18 protein-coding genes and 1 pseudogene are annotated in these 21376 nt (G+C 67.6%); 12 read left to right on the top strand and 7 right to left on the bottom strand.

Features of this window, described 5'->3' with window-relative positions:
* The first annotated feature begins 2 nt into the window (after window positions 1–2).
* From ASC81_RS04020 to ASC81_RS03970, 11 genes are all read left to right on the top strand, one after another.
* Window positions 3–2027: a ribonuclease catalytic domain-containing protein gene (locus tag ASC81_RS04020; RefSeq protein WP_056262992.1), complete on the top strand. Its 2025-nt coding sequence runs from the start codon at window positions 3–5 to the stop codon at window positions 2025–2027.
* Window positions 2028–2029: 2 nt separating this feature from the next.
* The gene (locus tag ASC81_RS04015) at window positions 2030–2884 is read left to right on the top strand and encodes an energy transducer TonB (protein WP_056262991.1); all 855 of its coding nucleotides are present in this window, start codon (window positions 2030–2032) and stop codon (window positions 2882–2884) included.
* On the top strand, window positions 2881–3705 hold the full coding sequence (gene aroE, locus ASC81_RS04010; RefSeq protein ID WP_056262987.1) for a shikimate dehydrogenase: 825 nt from the start codon (window positions 2881–2883) through the stop codon (window positions 3703–3705). The genes ASC81_RS04015 and aroE overlap by 4 nt, the downstream gene beginning before the upstream one ends.
* Complete coding sequence (gene mtgA, locus ASC81_RS04005) at window positions 3705–4421, top strand: monofunctional biosynthetic peptidoglycan transglycosylase (protein ID WP_056262984.1); 717 nt, start codon at window positions 3705–3707, stop codon at window positions 4419–4421. Before aroE ends, mtgA begins: the two co-directional genes overlap by 1 nt.
* A complete protein-coding gene (locus tag ASC81_RS04000; RefSeq protein ID WP_056262982.1) occupies window positions 4418–5014 on the top strand; it encodes a hypothetical protein in 597 nt (198 codons plus the stop codon). The genes mtgA and ASC81_RS04000 overlap by 4 nt, the downstream gene beginning before the upstream one ends.
* Window positions 5011–5532, top strand: coding sequence for a TlpA disulfide reductase family protein (locus ASC81_RS03995; RefSeq protein ID WP_056262979.1), 522 nt, complete (start codon window positions 5011–5013; stop codon window positions 5530–5532). Before ASC81_RS04000 ends, ASC81_RS03995 begins: the two co-directional genes overlap by 4 nt.
* A 135-nt stretch (window positions 5533–5667) precedes the next feature.
* A complete protein-coding gene (aroQ, locus tag ASC81_RS03990; RefSeq protein WP_056262976.1) occupies window positions 5668–6117 on the top strand; it encodes a type II 3-dehydroquinate dehydratase in 450 nt (149 codons plus the stop codon).
* Between the two features lie 58 nt (window positions 6118–6175).
* Entirely contained in the window at window positions 6176–6640 is a 465-nt protein-coding gene (gene accB, locus ASC81_RS03985; protein ID WP_056262974.1) for an acetyl-CoA carboxylase biotin carboxyl carrier protein, read from the top strand.
* 125 nt (window positions 6641–6765) lie between these two features.
* Window positions 6766–8115 (top strand): acetyl-CoA carboxylase biotin carboxylase subunit, encoded by a 1350-nt coding sequence (gene accC, locus ASC81_RS03980; protein WP_056262971.1) that lies wholly within the window; start codon window positions 6766–6768, stop codon window positions 8113–8115.
* A gap of 7 nt (window positions 8116–8122) precedes the next feature.
* On the top strand, window positions 8123–9019 hold the full coding sequence (prmA, locus tag ASC81_RS03975; protein ID WP_056262968.1) for a 50S ribosomal protein L11 methyltransferase: 897 nt from the start codon (window positions 8123–8125) through the stop codon (window positions 9017–9019).
* Window positions 9016–9987, top strand: coding sequence for a zinc-ribbon and DUF3426 domain-containing protein (locus ASC81_RS03970; protein ID WP_056262966.1), 972 nt, complete (start codon window positions 9016–9018; stop codon window positions 9985–9987). Before prmA ends, ASC81_RS03970 begins: the two co-directional genes overlap by 4 nt.
* A 198-nt stretch (window positions 9988–10185) precedes the next feature.
* On the opposite strand, the pseudogene ASC81_RS27715 reads toward ASC81_RS03970, so the two are convergent.
* The 7 genes and pseudogenes from ASC81_RS27715 to ASC81_RS03940 all read right to left on the bottom strand — a co-directional run bounded on the left by ASC81_RS27715 (window position 10186) and on the right by ASC81_RS03940 (window position 19888).
* Window positions 10186–10712: pseudogene (locus tag ASC81_RS27715) on the bottom strand (histone).
* Between the two features lie 209 nt (window positions 10713–10921).
* Window positions 10922–12094, bottom strand: coding sequence for a ribonucleotide-diphosphate reductase subunit beta (locus ASC81_RS03965; protein ID WP_082536239.1), 1173 nt, complete (start codon window positions 12092–12094; stop codon window positions 10922–10924).
* A gap of 157 nt (window positions 12095–12251) precedes the next feature.
* On the bottom strand, window positions 12252–15158 hold the full coding sequence (locus ASC81_RS03960; protein ID WP_056262964.1) for a ribonucleoside-diphosphate reductase subunit alpha: 2907 nt from the start codon (window positions 15156–15158) through the stop codon (window positions 12252–12254).
* Window positions 15159–15667: 509 nt separating this feature from the next.
* Complete coding sequence (locus ASC81_RS03955; RefSeq protein WP_056262961.1) at window positions 15668–17119, bottom strand: sigma-54 dependent transcriptional regulator; 1452 nt, start codon at window positions 17117–17119, stop codon at window positions 15668–15670.
* Complete coding sequence (locus tag ASC81_RS03950; RefSeq protein WP_056262959.1) at window positions 17116–18804, bottom strand: PAS domain-containing sensor histidine kinase; 1689 nt, start codon at window positions 18802–18804, stop codon at window positions 17116–17118. The genes ASC81_RS03955 and ASC81_RS03950 overlap by 4 nt, the downstream gene beginning before the upstream one ends.
* Window positions 18805–18812: 8 nt before the next feature.
* On the bottom strand, window positions 18813–19052 hold the full coding sequence (locus ASC81_RS03945; RefSeq protein ID WP_056262957.1) for a PP0621 family protein: 240 nt from the start codon (window positions 19050–19052) through the stop codon (window positions 18813–18815).
* Complete coding sequence (locus tag ASC81_RS03940; RefSeq protein ID WP_082536237.1) at window positions 19049–19888, bottom strand: inner membrane protein YpjD; 840 nt, start codon at window positions 19886–19888, stop codon at window positions 19049–19051. The genes ASC81_RS03945 and ASC81_RS03940 overlap by 4 nt, the downstream gene beginning before the upstream one ends.
* Window positions 19889–19994: 106 nt before the next feature.
* Here ASC81_RS03940 and ffh point away from each other — a divergent pair, with 106 nt between their 5' ends.
* Window positions 19995–21374, top strand: a complete 1380-nt coding sequence (gene ffh, locus ASC81_RS03935; RefSeq protein ID WP_056262950.1) for a signal recognition particle protein — start codon at window positions 19995–19997, stop codon at window positions 21372–21374.
* Window positions 21375–21376: the final 2 nt, after the last annotated feature.

Below are 21376 nucleotides of genomic sequence, written 5' to 3'. Positions count from 1 at the left end.
CTATGTTTGCGCTGTTTGATGACGCCGGGAAATTTCACGCCGGCCGGGTGATGTCGGAGGCCGATGCCTCGCTGCAGGTCGAGCTGGACTCGGGCAAGCGGGTCAAGGTCAAGTCTGCCAATGTGCTGCTGAAGTTCGACAAGCCGGCGCCCGCCGCGCTGTTGAGCGAGGCACGCGCGATGGCCGACGACATCGATCTCGACCTCGCCTGGGAGTTCGCGCCCGAAGGCGAGTTCGGCTTTGCCGACCTGGCGCGCGACTATTTCGACGCCAAGGCTGGCGTCGTGCAGCAAGCCGCTGCGCTGATGCGGCTGTTCGAGGCGCCGCATTACTTCCGCCGCGCCGGCAAGGGCCAGTTCAAGAAGGCGCCCGAGGAGACGGTCAAGGCCGCCCTGCTCGGCATCGAGCGCAAACGCCAGCAGGCGCTGCAGATCGAGGGCTGGGCCCAGGAACTGGCCGCCGGCAGCTGCCCGGCGCCCATCCAGGAGCAGATCTACAAGATCCTCTTCAAGCCCGACAAGAACGGGCCCGAATACAAGGCCGTCGTCGAGGCCAGCAAGCTGGCGCACAAGGCGCCGCTGGACCTGCTGCAGGGCGCCGGCGCCATCACCAGCGCCTACCAGTTCCACTGGAAGCGCTTCCTGTTCGAGAACTTCCCCAAGGGCACGGGCTTCCCCGCGCTGACCGCGCCGGAGGTCAAGGACGACCTGGCGCTGTCGACCGCGCAGGCCTTCTCCATCGACGACTCGCAGACGACCGAGATCGACGACGCCCTGTCGGTGCAGGGCCTCGGCACCGGCACCGTCACCTTCGGCGTGCACATCGCCGCACCCGGCCTGGCCATCACGCCCGATTCGGCCGTCGACAAGGTGGCCCGCGAGCGCCTGTCCACCGTCTACATGCCGGGCTGGAAGCTGACCATGCTGCCCGACGAGGTGGTGCAGGCCTACACGCTGATCGAAGGCCGCGACTGCCCGGCCGTGTCCATCTACTTCACGCTGGACGAGGCGACCCTGGAGATCACCGCGCGCGAGACCCGGCTGGAGCGCGTGCACATCGCCGCCAACCTGCGCCACGACAAGCTCGACGGCATCGTCACCGACGCCACGCTGTCGGGCGAGGTAGCGGCCGACTACGCCTTCGCGCCGGAACTGGCTTTCACCTGGCGCCTGGCCAGGCATCTGAAGGCGCAGCGCGAGGTCGTTCGCGGCAAGCCCGAGAACTTCAACCGGCCGGACTACAACTTCCGCCTGGCCGGCGAGCGCATGGAAGCGCCCAACGGCACCGAATCGGTCGAGATCACGATGCGCGCCCGCGGCAGCTCGCTGGACCTGATCGTGGCCGAAGCCATGATCCTGGCCAACTCCGCCTGGGGCGGCTGGCTGGCCGAGCTGGGCCTGCCGGGCATCTACCGCAGCCAGGCCAGCCTCGCGCCAGGCATCAAGGTGCGCATGGGCGTCAAGGCCCTGCCGCATGCCGGCATGGGCGTGGCGCAGTACACCTGGGCGACCTCACCGCTGCGCCGCTATGTCGACCTGGTGAACCAGTGGCAGATCATTGCCTGCGCCCGCCATGGCCGCACTGCCGCGCTCGCCGCGCCGTTCAAGCCCAAGGATGCCCAGCTCTTCTCCATCATTTCTCAGTTCGAGGCGGCCTATGCGGCCTACAACGGTTTCCAGAACGGCATCGAGCGCTTCTGGACGCTGCGCTGGCTGCAGCAGAACAGCACGACCGAGCTGACCGCGACGGTCATGAAGGACGGCCTGGTGCGCGCCGACGACCTTCCGCTGGTCTTCAAGGCGCTGGGCTGCGACAGCCTGCCGCGCGGCAGTCATGTGAAGGTGCGCATCACCGGCCTGGACGAGATGACGCTGGATGTGCACGCCACGCTGGTCGAGCGGCTGGATGAGGCGCCCGCAGCCGAGGAGCCCGAAGCTGACGAGGACGAACTGGAGGCGGCCGCGGCACCGATCGCGCTGGCCATCGACGTCAATGAGTCGGAGGCGGAAGCGGCTCCGGCGCCCTGACGATGCGCAAGCTGACCACGCTGCAGATCGCGCTGGGCATTTCGCTCGGCGCGCATGCTTCGCTGCTCAGCCTGCGCGTCGCCGCACCCGAGGCGTTCAACCGCATCTTCCAGGACACGCCGCTGGAAGTCGTGCTCGTCAACACGCGCTCCAACGAGGCACCCGTCAAGGCCCAGGCGCTGGCCCAGGCCAACCTGGCCGGCGGCGGCAATGTGGAGACCGGTCGGGCCACGTCACCGCTGCCACCCGCACGACACAGCGAGATCGGTGATGCAGCAGAGGCCCAGCACTCGCAGATCGCCCAGTTGCAACAGCAGCAGCAGCAGTTGCTGACCCAGGTGCGGCGGGAGCTGGCCCTGCTGCCCCCGCCCGACCCGCGCCGCGAGAAGACCGACGAGGCCGAACGCGCGCTGGCCGAGAAGCGCCGCCAACTGGTCGACCTGCTGGCCGAGATCGAGAAGCGCGTCAACGACGAGAGCGCCCGGCCACGCAAGCGCTACGTCAGCCCCGCCACGCGCGAGGTGGTCTATGCGCAGTATTACGACGGCCTGCGGCGCCGCATCGAGGAACGCGGCACGCGGGACTTTCCCGAGGCCCGCGGCAAGAAGCTGTATGGCGAGCTCACCATGAACATCCACATCGACCACAAGGGCCGTGTCATCGAGACCGAAGTGGTGGCGTCCAGCGGCAACGCGACGCTGGACCGCCGCGCCATTGCCATCGTGCAGGCCGCTTCGCCCTTTGGCAACTTCAGCAGCGAGATGCTGCGCGGCGCCGAGGTGCTGGTCATCACGTCGCGCTTCAAGTTCACGCGCGACGACGGGTTGGAAACGACCTTGCAGGGACAAGTGCAATGACTGATAGATACGCCGTCGTCGGCAACCCGGTGGCACACAGCCGCTCGCCCGACATCCACGCGATGTTCGCGGAGCAGACCGGGCAGCGCCTGAGTTACGAGCGGCTGCTTGCGCCGCTGGACGCGTTCGAGGCCACGCTGCGCGCCTTCGCCGCCGCTGGCGGCCGGGGCTGCAACATCACCGTGCCCTTCAAGTTCGACGCCTTCGCACTGGCGGCAAAGCGCACCGAGCGCGCACAGCTGGGCGGCGCGGTCAACACGCTGCGCTTCGACGAGACCTCGGCTGGAGGCTGGACCGGCGACAACACCGACGGTGCCGGCCTGGTCAACGACATCCAGCGCAACGCCGGGCGCTCGCTGGCCGGGGTGCAGGTGCTGCTCGTCGGCGCCGGCGGTGCAGCGGCGGGCGTGCTGGGCAGCCTGATCGCCGCCGCGCCGGCACGCATCACCATCGTCAACCGCACGCTCGACAAGGCGCAGGCGCTGGTCGCCAACCATGCCCACCTCGGCGTGCCTTTGTCCGCCGGCACCTTGACGGACGCCCCGGCCGCGCAGGACATCGTCGTCAACGCCACCAGCACCAGCTTGGCCGGCGCCGGCTCGCCGGTCGACGCCCGCGTGCTGGCACGAGGCGCGCTGGCGCTGGACATGATGTACGGCCCGAAAGCGCAGGGCTTCCTCGACTGGGCCGCCACCCACGGCGCCGAGCCCCGCGACGGGCTGGGCATGCTCATCGAGCAGGCCGCCGAAGCCTTCTTCTTCTGGCGCGGCGTGCGGCCGGACACGGCACCGGTGTTGAAGGCCATGAGGACCGCGCTGTGATGCGCCACGCCGGCCGCCTGCTCGCCGTGCTGGCGCTGGCCGTGCTGTGCCTGCAGCTCTGGTTTGCCGGCCGCATCGCGCTGATGAATGTGCTGGCGCCGCAGTCCACCAGCTTCCAGCGCAGCGAGGCCATCCGGCTGCTGGGTGAGCGACAGCAGGTCGCCTGGGCCCAGGCCTGGGTGGACGACGAACAGTTGCCCAGGACGCTCAAGCGCGCCGTCATCGCCAGTGAGGACGATGGCTTCGCCGAGCATGGCGGCGTCGATTGGGATGCGCTGAAGGGCGCCTGGCAGAAAAACGAGAAGGCGCAGGCCCGGGCAGAGGCCCGCAAGGCCAAGCGGCCGCCCAAGGTCATCGGCGGCTCGACGATCACGCAGCAACTGGCCAAGAACCTGTTCCTGTCCGGCGAGCGCACGCTGCTGCGCAAGGGGCAGGAACTCATCCTGACGCTGATGCTGGAAGGGCTGTTGAGCAAGCAGCGCATCCTGGAGATCTACCTGAACAGCGTCGAATGGGGCGAAGGCCTGTTCGGCGCCCAGGCGGCGGCGCGGCACTACTTCCGCATGGATGTGTCCCGCATTGGCAACTTCGAGGCGGCGCGGCTGGCGGTCATGCTGCCGGCGCCCAAGCGCTTCGAGCGCCAGCCGGGGTCGGCCTATGTGATGGGCCGGGCTGCCGTCATCACCGGGCGCATGAACGATGCGCAACTGCCATGAATGACATCACCGAAGAGATCGCGGCCGTGGCCGCCCGCCTCATCGTCGACGAGGGCATGGACTGGGGTCCCGCCAAGCAGCGCGCTGCCCGTGACCTGGGTGCGCCGCGTGCCGCCCTGCCCGGCAACGACGAGGTCGAGGACGCCGTGCGCGAGCACATCGCCATCTTCCATGCCGACACCCAGCCGGCCGAACTGCGCGCACTGCGCGAACTGGCCGCCCAGTGGATGGCACGGCTGGCCGAGTTCCGCCCTCACCTGACCGGCGCCGCCTGGCGAGGCACGGCCACGCGCCTGTCCAACGTCCACCTGCAGCTCTATTGCGACGACAGCAAGGCCGCCGAGATCGCCCTGCTGGACCGCGGCATCAGCTTCGACGTGGCGGAAACGACGGCCGGCCGGGGCACGGGCCGGTCGGTGGACATGCTGATTCTTGATGCGCCCTGTGCCGCCCTCGGCGAGCGGGTCACGCTGTGCCTGACCGTCCTGGACTTCGATGACCTGCGCGGCGCCCTCAAGCCGGATTCGCGTGGCCTGACCGAGCGCGGCGACCTGGCCGCGCTGCAGAACCTGCTGGAGTCCTCCGAGACATGAACCCTGTCACCCGCCGCCTGATCCTGGCCGGGGCCGGCGTCGGCGCTGCCGCCCTGGGTGCCGGCTTCGCCTGGCGCCAGCTCAATCCGCCGGTCGCCTCGGCCGTTGCACAGGCCTTCTGGACGCGGCGCTTCGCCGGTCTGGACGGCAACGAGCTGGACGTCGCGCGCTGGCGCGGCCGGCCGCTGCTCATCAATTTCTGGGCGACGTGGTGCCCGCCCTGCATCAAGGAATTGCCGGAGATCAATCAGTTCTACAAGGAGGCCCAAGGCAAGGGCTGGCAGGTGCTGGGCCTGGCAGTGGACCAGGCTGATCCGGTCCGCACCTTCTTGAAGAAGACGCCGCTGGACTTTCCCGTCGCACTGGCCGGCCCGGAGGGTCTGGGGCTGGTGCGGGAACTGGGCAACCCGGCCGGCGGCCTGCCCTTCTCAGTCGTTTTCGACGAGACCGGCGAGATCAGCTGGCGGCGCCTGGGCGTGACGACGCTGGAAGATCTGCGCAAACTGGCGAGCAGCTGAGCGCTGACGGCGCCGGACAGCGCCGCCCGAGAATTCCCCAATCCGCCGCGAATCCGGCGGTAAAACGCGTAAAGTTCGCCCTTCCTCAATTTAGTGGCAGTTCTCTAACCTCCGGGTTGATGTGCTGACACGCGTTTGATGCAAGTTCTCGTCCTGCATGGCCCCAACCTCAACCTGCTCGGCAGCCGCGAGCCGGAGGTCTACGGCGCGCAGACTCTGGCGCAGATCGATGCTGAACTGAGCAAGATCGCTCAAGAAGCTGGCGCCACGCTGAGCAGCTTTCAAAGCAACCATGAAGGGGCTCTGGTGGATCGCATCCAGGCCGCCCGAAGCGACGGCACGGCGTTCATCCTGATCAACCCGGCGGCTTACACCCACACCAGCGTGGCCATCCGCGACGCGCTGGCGGCCGTCAACCTGCCCTTCATCGAAGTCCATCTGTCCAACATCCACCGCCGCGAGGCCTTCCGCCATCACAGCTATTTGAGTGAGCTGGCGGTGGGCGTCATCTGCGGCCTCGGCGCGAACGGCTATCGCCTCGCGCTGCGCCACGCTCTCGATTCGTTGGCAGCTGCCCGCGCCTGACCGGCCGCGGGCCTCCGCCTTCTTTCTTCCACCACAACAACAACAGCCTGGAGCCAAGATGGACCTGCGCAAGCTCAAAACCCTGATCGACCTGGTCTCGGAATCCAACATTTCCGAACTGGAAATCACCGAGGCAGACGGCAAGGTCCGCATCGTCAAGGCCGACCCGGCAGCCGCCGTCGCGCAGACCGTCTATGCGCCCGCCCCCGCGCCGGTCGCCACGTCGGCGGCACCCGTCGCCACGGCCGCCCCCGTCGCAGCGGCGGCGCCGACCGCGCCTGTCGAGACCGGCCACATCGTCAAGTCGCCCATGGTCGGCACCTTCTACCGCGCATCCAGCCCCAACGCCAAGCCGTTTGCGGACGTCGGCCAGCAGGTCAAGGAAGGCGAGGCCATCTGCATCATCGAAGCGATGAAGATCATGAACGAGATCGAGGCCGACAAGAGCGGCACGATCACCAAGGTCATGTGCGAGAACGGCCAAGCGGTCGAGTTCGGACAACCGCTGTTCGTGATTGAGTAAGGACTTCTGATGTTCAAGAAAGTTCTTATCGCCAATCGAGGCGGTCGCGCGCAGCGCGGACGTGCCGCAGGCACGGCAAATCGCGCAGTTCGCGCAGCGAACGGGGGCGATCGCGCCGAGTGACCATGTTCAAAAAAGTTCTTATTGCCAATCGAGGCGAGATCGCGCTGCGCATCCAGCGGGCGTGCCGTGAACTCGGCATCAAGTCCGTCGTCGTCTACTCCGAGGCCGACCGCGACGCCAAATATGTACGACTGGCCGACGAGGCCGTCTGCATCGGCCCGGCGCCGTCGGCGCAAAGCTACCTCAGCATGCCGGCCATCATCGCGACGGCCGAGGTCACCGACGCCGAGGCCATCCACCCCGGCTATGGGTTCCTGAGCGAGAACGCCGACTTTGCCGAGCGCGTCGAGCGCAGCGGCTTCACCTTCATCGGTCCCACGCCCGAGTCCATCCGCCTGATGGGCGACAAGGTCTCGGCCAAGCAGGCCATGATCCGGGCCGGCGTGCCCTGCGTGCCGGGCTCAGAGGGCGCCCTGCCCGAGGACCCGAAGGAGATCATCAAGATCGCCCGCTCGGTGGGCTACCCCGTCATCATCAAGGCGGCTGGCGGCGGCGGCGGTCGCGGCATGCGCGTCGTGCACACCGAGGCAGCCCTGGTGCACGCGGTGCAGACGACCCGCGCGGAAGCGGGTGCGGCCTTCGGCAATCCCGAGGTCTACATGGAGAAGTTCCTCGAGAACCCTCGCCATGTCGAGATCCAGATCCTGGCCGACACCTACAAGAACGCCGTCTGGCTGGGCGAGCGCGACTGCTCCATGCAGCGCCGCCACCAGAAGATCATCGAGGAAGCGCCGGCACCCGGCATTCCCCGCCGCAGCATCGAGCGCGTCGGTGACCGCTGCGCCGCCGCCTGCAAGAAGATGGGCTATCGCGGGGCCGGCACCTTCGAGTTCCTGTACGAGAACGGCGAGTTCTATTTCATCGAGATGAACACGCGCGTGCAGGTCGAGCATCCGGTCACCGAGATGGTGACCGGCATCGACATCGTGCAGCAGCAGATCAAGATCGCCGCCGGCGAGAAGCTGCCCTTCACGCAGCGCCAGATCGAGATGCGCGGTCATGCCATCGAGTGCCGCATCAATGCGGAAGACCCGGTCAAGTTCGTGCCCTCGCCCGGCCGGATCACGATGTGGCACGCGCCCGGCGGACCGGGGGTGCGGGTCGACTCACATGCCTACACGAACTATTTCGTGCCGCCCAACTACGACAGCATGATCGGCAAGATCATCGTCCACGGCGACACGCGCGAGCAGGCGTTGGCGCGCATGCGGATTGCCTTGTCCGAGACCGTGGTGGAAGGCATCCAGACCAACATCCCCTTGCACCGCGAGCTGATGGCCGACGCCAAGTTCATCGAAGGCGGCACGTCGATTCACTATCTTGAAGGCTGGATGGCCGCCCACAAGCGCTGATGCCCTGATGAGCAATCTCTTCGAACTGGCCCTGGTCTGTCGCGAGGCCGATGTCGAGGTCGTCAGCGACGCGCTGATGGAGATCGACGCCCTCGCCGTATCGGTCGAGGACGCCGATGCCGACACCGATGCCGAGCGGGCCCTGTTCGGCGAGCCCGGCATGCCGGCGCCCGCGGCCGGCTGGGAACGCTCGACGGTCAAGGCCCTGTTCCCGTCGGAGCCCGAAGCCACCGAAGCCGCGACCTTGATCCTGGCCCAGGACTGGGCCAACGACGTTCATGTGCAGGCCATCCAGGCCGTGCCCGAGCAGGACTGGGTCCGCTTGACGCAAAGCCAGTTCGCGCCGGTCGAGATCACGCCGGAGTTCTGGATCGTGCCGAGCTGGCACCAGGCACCACCGCAGGCTAAAGCGGTCATGCGCCTAGACCCGGGGCTGGCCTTCGGCACCGGCACGCATCCGACGACACGCATGTGCCTGCGCTGGATCGCGACCCATGTCCAGCCGTGGACGCGCGTGCTGGACTACGGCTGCGGCTCGGGCATCCTCGCCATCGGCGCGGCCCTGCATGGCGCCCGCGACATCGACGCCGTGGACATCGACCCCGCGGCCGTCACCTCGTCGCGCGACAACGCGAAAGCCAACGGCGTCACGCTCAACCCCGGCCTGCCGGACCTCGCACGCGGCGAGTACCCCCTCGTCGTTGCCAACATCCTGGCCTCGCCGCTGAAGCTGCTGGCGCCGCTGCTTTGCGCGCACGTGGCGCCGGGCGGCGACCTGATCCTGGCTGGCATCCTGTCTCGGCAAGCCGATGAGCTGAAGGCGGCCTACGCCCCATGGCTGGCGCTGGAGGTCAGCGCTGAAGAGGACGGCTGGATCTTGATGACGGCCCGGCGTCCCGCATGAGCCTCGCGACGCGCTGCACCGCCTGCGGCACGGTCTTCCGGATCGTGGAGGACCAGCTGCGCGTCTCCGACGGCTGGGTGCGCTGCGGTCGCTGCGCCGAAATCTTCGACGCACGCGAACTGCTGTTCGACATCGAACGCGATGCGCCGCCGCCTTGGCCCGCCCAGTTCGCGCCGGTCGCCGCGCCGGAGCCGCTGCCTCCGCCACCTCCTCCTCCGCCGCCCCCGCCTCCGCCCGCACCCGTCTTCGAGGCACCAGCGCCCTGGATGCCGCCGCCCGAGCCGGAGCCGCGGATCGACGCGCTGCCCACCGGCTGGCCGGCCGCTGACATCGCCCGACACGAGCCGCGCTGGATCGACGAGGACAGCGCGTCGGCGCCACCGCCGCCTGTTCAAGCGACCGAACCGCCACCTGCAATGGCCGCCGAGGCTGCAATGCCCACGATGGCGCCACCGGTCGTGCCGGAGTTCATGCGCCGCGCGCAGACCAGTGCGCGCTGGAACCAGCCTGGCGTGCGCGTGGCGCTCGGGGTGGCCTCACTGTTGCTGGCAGCGGTCATGGCTTTGCAGGTCGTGCTGCATTTCCGCGATGCGATTGCGGCCCTGCATCCGCCGCTTCGCGAGACACTGAACGCGCTGTGCGGCGTGGCCGGGTGCGAGCTGCGCCCCTGGAAGCGCATCGATGCCCTGAGCATCGACGCCACGTCGCTGAACCCCATCGGCAGCGGCGGCTACAAGCTCAACCTGGCGCTGCGCAACAAGACCGCGGTAGCGGTTGCCGCGCCATCGATCGAGCTCAGCCTGACCGACGCCAACGGCGCACCACTGGCCCGCCGCGTACTCGGCCCCGAGGCGATGAGCCCGGTGCTGACGCAGGTCAATGCCGAGTCGGAGCAGTCGCTGAGCCTGGTGTTCAGCACCGGTGGCCAACGCGTCAGCGGCTACAGCGTCAACATCTTCTATCCCTGAAGAACGACCGCCGGTGAGGTCTTGAGGACCTCACAAGGCGGTCAGCGGCAGGCAGCGCGCAGACAGCGTGTTGCGTGGCTCGCCGCCGCGAACGCCATCAACCAATAAAAAACCCGGCACCGAGAGACTCGGGCCGGGTTTGGCTGGGTCGCCCACCGGCTGGAAGCCAGCCGGCAGGCGAGTCAGCTGATCGCCTGGTTAGGGCTTGTTGCCAGTCGGGAAGGGCCAGGCCGCTTGCGGGCTCAGCGCCGTCTTGGCAGCCGGGGCAGCGGCAGCAGCAGCAGCGGGCTTGGCCGCAGCGGCAGGCTTGGCAGCAGCCTTCTTCGGCGCAGCGGCCTTCTTGGCGGCCGGCTTTGCAGCAGGCTTGGCGGCGGGCTTGGCAGCAGCCTTCTTGGGCGCAGCAGCCTTCTTGGCCGGAGCGGCCTTCTTGGCAGGTGCAGCAGCCTTCTTGGCAGGGGCCGCCTTCTTGGCCGGAGCAGCCTTCTTGGCAGGGGCCGCCTTCTTGGCCGGAGCAGCCTTCTTGGCGGGTGCTGCCTTCTTGGCCGGGGYGCTGCCTTCTTGGCCGGAGCGGCCTTCTTSGCGGGCGCTGCCTTCTTGGCCGGAGCGGCCTTCTTCGCGGGCGCTGCCTTCTTGGCCGGAGCGGCCTTCTTCGCGGGCGCTGCCGCCTTCTTGGCCGGAGCGGCCTTCTTCGCTGCGGCCTTAGCCGGGGTCTTTGCAGTTGCCATGGTTTTCTCCTTGATCAAGTGGAAAAGTCACCGTTCTGTGCGGACCGGTCCGCCCAGATACGGCTATTCACCGCCCGAGAGTCGCCCAGGAGGAGCGCCTCGATACGGTGAATGGGATCGCCATGCAGCCCCGCCACGTCTAGCGTGTTGATGCGGGTTTCGCTCGGTGACTGCATTGGCCAGGTCTTGATCTTGTGGTGGCCGGGACTTCAGTCCCAGCTCAATGCCCCGCCCGACTGGTACTCAATGACGCGGGTCTCGAAGAAGTTGCGTTCCTTCTTCAAGTCGATCATTTCGCTCATCCAGGGGAAGGGATTTTCTTCGTTAGGGAACAGGGCTTCGAGGCCGATCTGCACCGCACGCCGGTTGGCGATGAAGCGCAGATAGCCCTTGAACATCGAGGCGTTGAGGCCCAGGACGCCGCGCGGCATGGTGTCCTCGGCGTAGCGGTATTCCAGCTCGACGGCCTTGAGGAACAGCGCCTTGATCTCGGCCTTGAACTCGGCCGTCCACAGGTGCGGGTTCTCAAGCTTGATCTGATTGATCAGGTCGATGCCGAAGTTGCAGTGCATCGACTCGTCGCGCAGGATGTACTGGTACTGCTCGGCAGCGCCGGTCATCTTGTTCTGGCGGCCCATCGCCAGGATCTGCGTGAAGCCGACGTAGAAGAACATGCCTTCCATCAGGCAGGCGAAGACGATCAGCGACTTCAGCAGTGTCTGGTCGTTCTCGGGCGTGCCGGTGTGGAAGTGCGGGTCCATGATCGCGCCGATGAAGGGGATCAGGAACTCGTCCTTGTCGCGGATGGACTGGACCTCGTTGTAGGCGTTGAAGATCTCGCTCTCGTCCAGGCCCAGCGACTCCACGATGTACTGGTAGGCGTGCGTGTGGATGGCTTCTTCAAAGGCTTGGCGCAGCAGGAACTGGCGGGCCTCGGGCGCCGTGATGTGGCGGTAGGTGCCCAGCACGATGTTGTTGGCGGCCAGCGAGTCGGCGGTGACGAAGAAGCCGAGGTTGCGCTTGATGATGCGGCGCTCGTCTTCAGTCAGGCCGTTGGGGTCCTTCCAGAGCGCGATGTCGCGGCTCATGTTCACTTCCTGCGGCATCCAGTGGTTGGCGCAGGTGGCAAGGTACTTCTCCCAAGCCCACTTGTACTTGAACGGCACCAGCTGATTCACATCAGTTTGGCCGTTGATGATGCGCTTGTCGGCGGCCCGCACACGACGTGCAGTGGTCGGTTCGCCGGACAGGTGGGGAGCGGGGATGGAGACGCTGGCGGCTTCGTGCGAACCGTTTGCCGAAGCAGTCGCCGAAGGCATTGCCGCGAGAGTTTTCGCGGTGTGGGTATCAGTGGACTTCAGGTCTTCGTCCCAATCCAGCATGGTGTCTTTCCTATCGCTTCGAATTATCGGCAGTGCTTGTGCAATTCAACAAGGTCTGGCTGCGGCTATTTGCATGGTTCGCGCAAAGTTTGTTGCGCGTGGGCATCGAAAACACGAGGCAGGAACTTGTCTATACAAGTCCATGCCTCTCCGCCATTTACTGGCAGGCCTCGCAGTCGGGGTTATCAATCGAGCAGAACTTCATGTCCGTTGCGGGCAGCTCCGGCTCGACGACGGCGACGGGCGCGGCAGCCGCAACCATCACCGGCGCGGCACTCGACGACACCGCGTTGAGCTGGCCCGAGCGCGTGACCGTGCTCTTCTCGGCCTGCGTCGCGCTGGTGGTGCGCAGGTAGTAGGTCGTCTTCAGGCCGCGCTGCCACGCGAGCTTGTAGGTTTCGTCGAGCTTCTTGCCCGATGCGCCGGCCATGTAGATGTTCAGGCTCTGCGCCTGGTCGATCCACTTCTGGCGGCGCGCGCCGGCTTCGATCAGCCACACGGTGTCGACTTCGAAGGCCGTCGCGTACAGCGCCTTGATCTCCTCGGGGACGCGGTCGATGCGGCGCAGCGAGCCGTCGAAGTGCTTGAGGTCCATGACCATCACGTCGTCCCACAGGCCGAGCGCCTTCAGGTCACGCACCAGCGATTCGTTGATGACGGTGAACTCGCCCGACAGGTTGGACTTGACCGAGAGGTTGCCGAAGCAGGGCTCGATGGAGGCGTCCACGCCGATGATGTTGGAGATGGTGGCCGTCGGCGCGATGGCGACGCAGTTGCTGTTGCGCATGCCGTAGGTGGCGATGCGGCCGCGCAGCGCGTCCCAATCCATCGTGGTCGAGCGGTCCACGTCGACGTAGCCGCCGCGCTGTTCGGCCAGGAGGTCGAGCGAGTCGATGGGCAGGATGCCGCGATCCCACAGCGAGCCCTTGTACGAGGAGTAGCGGCCGCGCTCTTCTGCCAGCTCGGTCGAGGCCCAGTAGGCGTGATAGCAGACCGCTTCCATCGAGCGGTCGGCGAACTCGACGGCGGCTTGCGACGCGTAAGGCGTGCGTAGCTGGTACAGGGCATCCTGGAAACCCATGATGCCCAGGCCAACGGGGCGGTGGCGCAGGTTGGAGTCGCGCGCCTTCTTGACCGCGTAGTAGTTGATGTCGATGACGTTGTCGAGCATGCGCATCGCCGTGCGCGTCGTCTTCTTCAGCTTGGCGTGGTCGATCTGGCCGTCCTTGATGTGCTGGGCCAGGTTGACGGAGCCGAGGTTGCAGACCGCGATCTCGCTGTCGTTGGTGTTCAACGTGATCTCGGTGCACAGGTTGCTGGAGTGCACGACGCCGACATGCTGCTGCGGGCTGCGCACGTTGCAGGCGTCCTTGAACGTGATCCAGGGGTGGCCCGTCTCGAACAGCATCGACAGCATCTTGCGCCACAGATCCTTGGCAGGCATGCGCTTGAAGAGCTTGAGATCGCCGCGGTCAGCCTTCTGTTCATAGCCGACATAGGCCTGCTCGAATTCCTTGCCGAACTTCTCGTGCAGGTCCGGGCAGGTGCTGGGGCTGAACAGCGTCCAGTCGCCGCCTTCGATGACGCGGCGCATAAACAGGTCGGGAATCCAGTTCGCCGTGTTCATGTCGTGCGTGCGGCGGCGGTCGTCGCCGGTGTTCTTGCGCAGGTCCAGGAACTCTTCGATGTCGAGGTGCCAGGTTTCGAGGTAGGCGCAGACGGCGCCCTTGCGCTTGCCGCCCTGGTTCACGGCCACGGCCGTGTCGTTGACCACCTTCAGGAAGGGCACGACGCCTTGCGACTTGCCGTTGGTGCCCTTGATGTGGCTCCCAAGCGCGCGCACCGGCGTCCAGTCGTTGCCCAGGCCGCCGGCGAACTTGCTCAGCAGCGCGTTCTCCTTCAGGGCCTCGTAGATGCCGTCGAGGTCATCGGCCACCGTCGTCAGGTAGCAGCTCGACAGCTGCGAGCGGCGCGTGCCGGCATTGAACAGCGTCGGCGTGCTGGACATGAAGTCGAAGCTCGACAGCACTTCATAGAACTCGATGGCGCGCGCTTCGCGGTCGATCTCGCCGAGCGCCAGGCCCATCGCCACGCGCATGAAGAACGCCTGCGGCATCTCGATGCGCTGGTCTTCGATGTGCAGGAAGTAGCGGTCGTACAGCGTCTGCAAGCCGAGGTAATCGAACTGCAGGTCGCGATCAGGCTTCAGTGCGGCGCCGAGCTTGGCCAAGTCGTATTGGCCCAGCTTCTCGTCCAGCAGCTCGGCCTTGATGCCCTTTTTGATGTAGCCGGGGAAGTACTCGGCATAGCGCTGGGTCATCTCGCCCTGCAGCACTTCGCCGCCGAGGATCTCGCGGCGGATCGTGTGCAGCAGCAGCCGGGCCGTGGCGCGGCTGTAGCCGGGGTCCTTCTCGATCAGCGTGCGCGCCGCCAGGATGGCGGCCTTGTAGACCTCGTCGATGGCGACGCCGTCGTACAGGTTGCGCATGGTTTCGGCCAGCACCGGGTCGGGCTTCACATCTGCGCCGAGGTTCTCGCAAGCCGACACGATGAGGCCCTTGAGCGCCGCCAGGTCCAGCGGCCGGCGCTCGCCGCGGTCCACCACCATCAACGCCGGCTCGGCAGCGCGCGTGGCTTCGCCTTGAGCGGCGCGCTCCTGCGTGCGGCGCTCGCGGTAGAGCACATAGGCGCGGGCGACTTCATGGTGGCCGCTGCGCATCAGGCCCAGCTCGACCTGGTCCTGCACGTCTTCAATATGGAAGGTGCCGCCGCTCGGGCGCGAACGCAGCAGCGCGCGCACGACGTTCTGGGTCAGCTGCTCCACCGTCTCGCGCACGCTGGCCGAGGCGGCACCGCTGGTGCCATGCACCGCGAGGAAGGCCTTCATCAGCGCGACGGCGATCTTGCTCGGTTCGAACGAGACCACCGCGCCGTTGCGGCGAATGATCTGGTAGGCCTGGTAGGTGGTCAGCGCGGGGGCGCTGTTAGCGGACGCGTCGGATCCAAACGCGGTCGGGAGGACCGAGGCGGGGGCAGCCTGGCCGGTAGCGGCTTCATGCAGCATGAGGAGATCCTTTGTCGAGAACTTCGAGAAATCGAAAGCTGGCGGGCAAATGCGCGGCGACAACCCGTTGCCGGGTCGGTGCATGGCGCGTTGCTTGTGGTGGGGTATTTCGTCCCTGCCGATCCATCGCCAGGCGGGCTTTCCGGCTGGCTCCTCGGGCGCCTTGCTGCTGTGGCGTGGCCACGGCAAACGGCGAATCCGAGGGGATGGTCATGGAGGCGACTGGGTTAGCAGGATATCACGAGAGGACACTATATCTATGGCTTGCCAGCCTCTCAAGCACTACCCCTAGTGTCAAACCCGGGGCGCGATTCAGCTGGAAAAATGCGCTTCTGGCGTCTTTGCCCGATGCCATCGGGCCTCCTGACCGGCAACCCGCGCCGGCATTGGGCTTGCGGGCCGATGCGCGGCGCAAAGCCGCGCCAATGCTGCTTCTGCGCGGACCGCGGCATGCGCGATGACGTCTCACCGCGGAATCAAGCAGGGCAAATCCGGAGAAGGTTTTTCGTTCAACTGTCACCGGCCGAGATCGCCAGCCGCGCCATGCGGTAGCGGATCTGGCGCAGCGACAACCCCAGGCTGGCTGCTGCCGCCGTGCGGTTGAAGCGGTGCAGCTCCAGCGCGCGCAGCAGGATGGCGCGCTCGACTTCGTCGAGATAGCGCGCCAGGTCCGACGGCAGTTCCTCGGGCAGCGACACCGCCTCGGCCAGAGGCGCAGCCGCCACCGGTGTCTCCAGCGCGGCAAATTGCGATTCGCTGCGGCCCTCGTCCAGCAGCGTGTCCGGCAGCCCCAGGTCGTCGGCGTCGATCAACTCCCCGCCGGCCAGCGCCAGCGCGCGGTGCAGCAGGTTCTCCAGCTCCCGCACATTGCCGGGGAAGGCATAGCGCGACAGGGTCTGCAACGCCGCCGCCGTGAGCCGCGGTGCAGGCGACACGCCGGCGTCCTGGGCGATGCGCGCGAGTACCCGGGTGCTGATCAGCCCCAGGTCCTCCAGCCGCTCGCGCAGCGGCGGCACGCGGATCTGGATGACGTTGAGGCGGTAGAACAAATCCTGCCGGAAGCGCCCCGCCGCCACCTCGGCGGCCAGGTCCTTGTGCGTCGCGCTGAGGATTCGCACATTGATGGCCGTCTCGGCCGTCGCCCCGACCGGCCGGACCGAGCGCTCCTGGATGACCCGCAGCAGCTTGCTCTGCATGGCCAGCGGCAGGTCGCCGATCTCGTCGAGGAAGAGGGTGCCGCCATCCGCCGCCTGGAAGAAACCTTCGCGGTCCTCGTTGGCGCCGGTGAAGGCGCCCTTGCGGTAGCCGAAGAACTCGGCTTCCAGCAGGTTCTCGGGAATGGCGCCGCAGTTGACCGCGACGAAGCGCCCGTCGGGCCGCGCGCCGTGGTCGTGGATGGCGCGTGCGACCAGCTCCTTGCCGGTCCCTGACTCGCCCTGCACCAGCACCGGCGCCATGCTGCGCGCCACCTTCTCAATCAGCACGCGCACCGCGCGCATCGCGCGCGACTCGCCGACCAGGCGCAGTGCCGTCGCTGCCGCCGGGCCCGCAACTTCGGTCACGGGCGCCGGCTCGGGCAGCCGCGCCGCCGGCTGGCGGCCGAGCGCCGAGCCAACGACAAGGCGGAACTGCCGCAGGTCCACCGGCTTGGTCAGGTAATCGAAGGCGCCGGCCTTCAGCGCCTCAACGGCGTTCTCGGCCGAGCCAAAGGCCGTGATGACGATGGCCTTCTCTGGCCGGGCCGCCTGCTCCATCCAGCGCAGCACGTCCAGGCCCGAGCCGTCCGGCAGGCGCATGTCGGTGATGACGGCGCTGTACTGCGCGGCCTGCAGCAGCGTCAGCGCCTCGGCGACCGAGCCGGCGCTGTCGATCTCATAGCCCTCGCGCAGCAGCGTCAGCTCGTAGAGCGTGCGCAGATCGGGCTCGTCGTCGACGACCAGCAGGCGAGTGGGGTTGCTCATCGGCTCAGCGGAGATGTCATGGGGGCTGAAGGCATGCGCAGTTGGACGCGGAACTCGTTGGCCGCCGCGTCGGCCGAGCGGCGGTAATCGATGCGGGCGGCATGGCGCTCGCACAGCTCACGACAAATATAGAGGCCCAGGCCCGAACCGCGGCTGCGCGTCGAAAAGAAGGGCTCGAAGAGATGCCGTTCGATCTCCGGTGGCACCGGTGGGCCGGCGCTGCGCACGACCAGCTCCAGGTCGTCTCCATGCCGCGCCAGCACGACGGCAATGGCCCCGACGCCGGCCTCGGCATGCCGGTGCGCGTTGTCCAACAGGTTGACCAGCACACGCCGCAGATGCTCCGCATCGAACAGCGCCAGCAGGCCGGGTGCCCCGATCTGCAACTGGAAACGGCTCTGCGCGCCGGGCTTGATGTCATTGACCCGCGCCCAGTCGTCGCAGGCCTCCTGCACGAGGGCGCTGGCGTCCAGCGGCTGGGTTTCTGGCTGCATGCCCGGCGCGATCTCCGTCACATCGTCGACCAGGCGCTTGAGCCGCTGCACGTTCGACGCCACCATCTTGGTCAGCTGCTCGGCGCGCATGCCAGCCACATCCTCGGCAATCAGCGCATTGGCCTGCGCGATGGCAGCCAAGGGGTTGCGGATCTCGTGCGCAATGCCAACCGACACCCGGCCCATGGCGGCCAGCTTTTCCTGGCGGGTGCGCGCCAGCAGCTCGCGGTTGTCTTCGACGAAAAGCACGCACAGCTCCTCGCTGCCTTCGCGCTGGCGGGTGAAGCGCAGGCGCAGGCGCAGGCTGCGGCTGACGCCGCTCTCCAGCGGCAGCGCCACGTCGACCTCGGCACCCGTGCCGCCTGCGCCACCCGCATAGGCGCGCTCCAGCGCCTGCACCAGCGGCTGCCAGTCGGCGCGGCCGCGCAGTTGCCAGCTCAGTTCGCCACTGGAGGCGCCCAGCAGATCGCGCGAGGCCGGGTTCATGGCCCGCACCCGGCCGCGCCGGTCGACGACCAGCACGCCTTCCTGCATCTCGTCGATGACCAGGCGGTTCAACGACTCCTGCTGGCGGGCCAGTGCCAGGCTGCCGCGCGCGGCCTTCTCCTCGCGGGCCAGTCGTGCACTCAGTTCGCCGGCCAGCAGGCTGACCGCGAACAGGCCGCTGCCGACCAAGCCGGCCTGTGTTGTCCGCAGGCCAACATCTGCGCCCAACAGCAGCGCCCACACCGCGGCGGCCAGCAGGCCCAGCGTCGCCATTGCCGCCGTCGCCAGCGCCAGCATGCGCGGGCACAGCACGGCAGCCATCAGCACTGGCATGACGAACAGGGCGCCGTAGTTGACCCCACTGGGGTCCAGCGCATGCAGCACGCCGAACAGCACCAGGTCCATGCCGATGGCGCTCCACCAATGCGGGCTGCTGATGCGCGCCAGGCTGCGCGCCGAGGCGCCGCGGCGCAGCTGGGGCAGCAGCCACAGCGCCACGGCGGCCATGGCGTAGTAGGCACTCAGCGTGAGGGTCGACTGCGCCGGTGGCGTCGAGAGCGCCGCGGCGATCAGCTGCGCCGCGATCAGCGCCACACCGAGCGCGGCGCGCGCAGCCAGAAAGGCGCGGTACAGGCGCTCGAAGCTCGCACTGCTCTCGGCCGGCTCGGCCGGCGGGACTTCGACGAACCAGCTGCCTTCGGCCACCCCGCGGCTCAACCCTCGCGGGCCTCGAAGCTGTTGCGATGCCCGGCGCTGCAGAACACGCCACCCTTGCCCGGCAGCGACTCGTCGGCCGGCAGGTGCATGCCGCATTCGGCACAGCGCAGCATCGCCTTGGGTGCCTGGGGCGACGCCGGCTTGTTGCGCGCCTCCGGCTCGCGGGGCCGGCCCCGCTTGAAGCCGATGATGAAGATGATCAGCGCCAGCACGGCCAGCAGCAGCACGTATTTCATGCGCCGCCCCCGTTTAGGCTGCGCTGCAGGATGACCTCGAACACGAAGCGCGACCCGGCATAGGACAGCAGCAGCAGTGCCGCGCCGGCATAGAGCCAGCGCGTGGCACGCCGGCCGCGCCAGCCGTAGATGCGCCGGCCGACCAGCAGGCCCGTCAGCACCAGCCAGCCCAGCACGGCGAGCAGGTTCTTGTGATCCCAGCGCCAGGTCGGCGTGAACCACCAACCCAGCAGGATGGCCAGCGACAGCACGGCCACGCCGGCGGCGACGAACTGGAAGGTCAGCCGCTCCAGCTGCAGCAGTGGCATCTGACTCGACATCGAGCCGGGCGTGGCCAGCTTGTGGCGCAGCCGGTTCTCGGCGCGGTTCATCAATGCCGCATGCAGCACCGCCACGCCAAACAGGCCATAGGACGCGAGCCCAAGCACCCAGTGCAGCGGCGCCCAGGGCGAGGCGGCCAGCGGCCGGCTCTCGCCCGGAAAGCTCCAGGCCAGCAGCACCGCAGCCGCTGCCAACCAGGCCAGCACGCGGCGCACGCTGTGCAGCGGCAGGAAGCGGCTTTCGATCAGATAGACCGTCAGCACCAGCCAGGTCGTCATCGACAGCGCCGGCGCGAAGCCGAAGCGTGCGCCCGGAGTCGCCAGGCCGAAACCGCTGATGTCGATGAACAGCGCGACGAACTGCGCCGTCCAGGCCAGCGCCATCGGCGGCACCGAACGCACCGGCGCGCGGCCGGCCGTCTCGGCCTCGCCGGCACGTGCGCGCAGCAGCCCGACCCAGACATAGCCCAGCAAGGCCAGGCCGCTGGCGATGGCCAGCGCCAGGCCCGGCCCCATGGCTTGGACCGCTGTAGCGTCTCCCAGGGGAGCGGGCGATAAACTCATGGACCGCAGTGTACTTTTGGCCTGTCGCCGTTCTGCCGACCGGGCCCCCTCCTACCCCATGGCTTCCAATCTCACCGACCGCCTGAGTCGCCTCGTCAAGACGATGCGCGGCCAGGCCCGCATCACCGAGAGCAATGTGCAGGACATGTTGCGCGAAGTGCGCATGGCCCTGCTGGAGGCCGACGTGGCCTTGCCGGTGGTGCGCGACTTCATCGCCCGCGTGAAGGAGAAGGCGCTCGGCCAGGAGGTCGTCGGCTCGCTGAACCCCGGCCAGGTGCTCGTCTCGGTCGTGCACAAGGAACTCGCCGCGACCATGGGCGAGGGCGTCGCCGACATCAACCTGGCGGCCCAGCCGCCCGCCGTCATCCTGATGGCGGGCCTGCAGGGCGCCGGCAAGACGACGACGACCGCCAAGCTCACCAAGCACCTGATCGAGAAGCGCAAGAAGAAGGTGCTGACGGTCTCTGCCGACGTCTACCGCCCGGCCGCCATCGAGCAGCTGAAGACGGTCACCAAGCAGGCCGGCGGCGAGTGGTTTCCCTCCGATCCGAACCAGAAGCCGCGCGACATCGCGCTGGCCGCGCTGGACCATGCCCGCCGCCACTACTTCGACGTGCTGCTGGTCGACACCGCCGGCCGCCTGGCCATCGACGACGTGCTGATGGCCGAGATCAAGGAGCTGCACGCGACGCTCAACCCGGTCGAGACGCTGTTCGTCGTCGACGCGATGCAGGGCCAGGACGCGGTCAACACGGCCAAGGCCTTCAAGGAAGCACTGCCGCTGACCGGCGTCATCCTGACCAAGCTCGACGGCGACTCGCGCGGCGGCGCGGCGCTGTCGGTGCGGCAGATCACCGGCGCGCCGATCAAGTTCGCCGGTGTGTCCGAGAAGATCGACGGCCTGGAGGTGTTCGACGCCGACCGCCATGCCGGCCGCGTGCTGGGCATGGGCGACATCGTGGCGCTCGTCGAGCAGGTCACCGCCAACGTCGACATGGCCTCGGCGCAGGCGATGGCCGACAAGCTCAAGAGCGGCAGCGGCTTCGACCTGAATGACTTCCTGCAGCAGATCTCGCAGATGAAGAAGATGGGCGGCCTGGGCGGCCTGATGGACAAGCTGCCGCAGAACATGATGGGCAACAAGCAGCCCGGGCAGGCCGACATGGACCGCGCCGAGCGCGACATGAAGCGCATGGAAGGCATCCTGCAGGCCATGACCGCCAAGGAGCGCCGCCAGCCGACGCTGCTGATGGACGGCAAGAGCAAGGCCAGCCGCAAGCGCCGCATCGCCGCTGGTGCCGGTGTGCAGATCCAGGACGTCAACCGCCTGCTGAATCAGTTCGACCAGATGCAGGGAATGATGAAGAAGATGAAGGGTGGCGGCTTGATGAAGATGATGAAGCGCATGGGCGGCATGAAGGGCCTGCCGGGCATGTGACC

It is taken from the genome of Pelomonas sp. Root405 (assembly GCF_001425165.1).
GTDB lineage: Bacteria > Pseudomonadota > Gammaproteobacteria > Burkholderiales > Burkholderiaceae_C > Pelomonas.
Note: the sequence above shows the minus strand (reverse complement) of the source record. Positions and strands in the feature narration are given on the sequence as shown.

Coding starts and splice junctions, on each gene's coding strand:
- ASC81_RS04020 (WP_056262992.1), top strand. CDS start 3: ATGTTTGCGCTGTTTGATGACGCCGGGAAATTTCACGCCGGCCGGGTG.
- ASC81_RS04015 (WP_056262991.1), top strand. CDS start 2,030: ATGCGCAAGCTGACCACGCTGCAGATCGCGCTGGGCATTTCGCTCGGC.
- aroE (WP_056262987.1), top strand. CDS start 2,881: ATGACTGATAGATACGCCGTCGTCGGCAACCCGGTGGCACACAGCCGC.
- mtgA (WP_056262984.1), top strand. CDS start 3,705: ATGCGCCACGCCGGCCGCCTGCTCGCCGTGCTGGCGCTGGCCGTGCTG.
- ASC81_RS04000 (WP_056262982.1), top strand. CDS start 4,418: ATGAATGACATCACCGAAGAGATCGCGGCCGTGGCCGCCCGCCTCATC.
- ASC81_RS03995 (WP_056262979.1), top strand. CDS start 5,011: ATGAACCCTGTCACCCGCCGCCTGATCCTGGCCGGGGCCGGCGTCGGC.
- accB (WP_056262974.1), top strand. CDS start 6,176: ATGGACCTGCGCAAGCTCAAAACCCTGATCGACCTGGTCTCGGAATCC.
- accC (WP_056262971.1), top strand. CDS start 6,766: ATGTTCAAAAAAGTTCTTATTGCCAATCGAGGCGAGATCGCGCTGCGC.
- prmA (WP_056262968.1), top strand. CDS start 8,123: ATGAGCAATCTCTTCGAACTGGCCCTGGTCTGTCGCGAGGCCGATGTC.
- ASC81_RS03970 (WP_056262966.1), top strand. CDS start 9,016: ATGAGCCTCGCGACGCGCTGCACCGCCTGCGGCACGGTCTTCCGGATC.
- ASC81_RS03965 (WP_082536239.1), bottom strand. CDS start 12,094: ATGCTGGATTGGGACGAAGACCTGAAGTCCACTGATACCCACACCGCG.
- ASC81_RS03960 (WP_056262964.1), bottom strand. CDS start 15,158: ATGCTGCATGAAGCCGCTACCGGCCAGGCTGCCCCCGCCTCGGTCCTC.
- ASC81_RS03955 (WP_056262961.1), bottom strand. CDS start 17,119: ATGAGCAACCCCACTCGCCTGCTGGTCGTCGACGACGAGCCCGATCTG.
- ASC81_RS03945 (WP_056262957.1), bottom strand. CDS start 19,052: ATGAAATACGTGCTGCTGCTGGCCGTGCTGGCGCTGATCATCTTCATC.
- ASC81_RS03940 (WP_082536237.1), bottom strand. CDS start 19,888: ATGGGGCCGGGCCTGGCGCTGGCCATCGCCAGCGGCCTGGCCTTGCTG.
- ffh (WP_056262950.1), top strand. CDS start 19,995: ATGGCTTCCAATCTCACCGACCGCCTGAGTCGCCTCGTCAAGACGATG.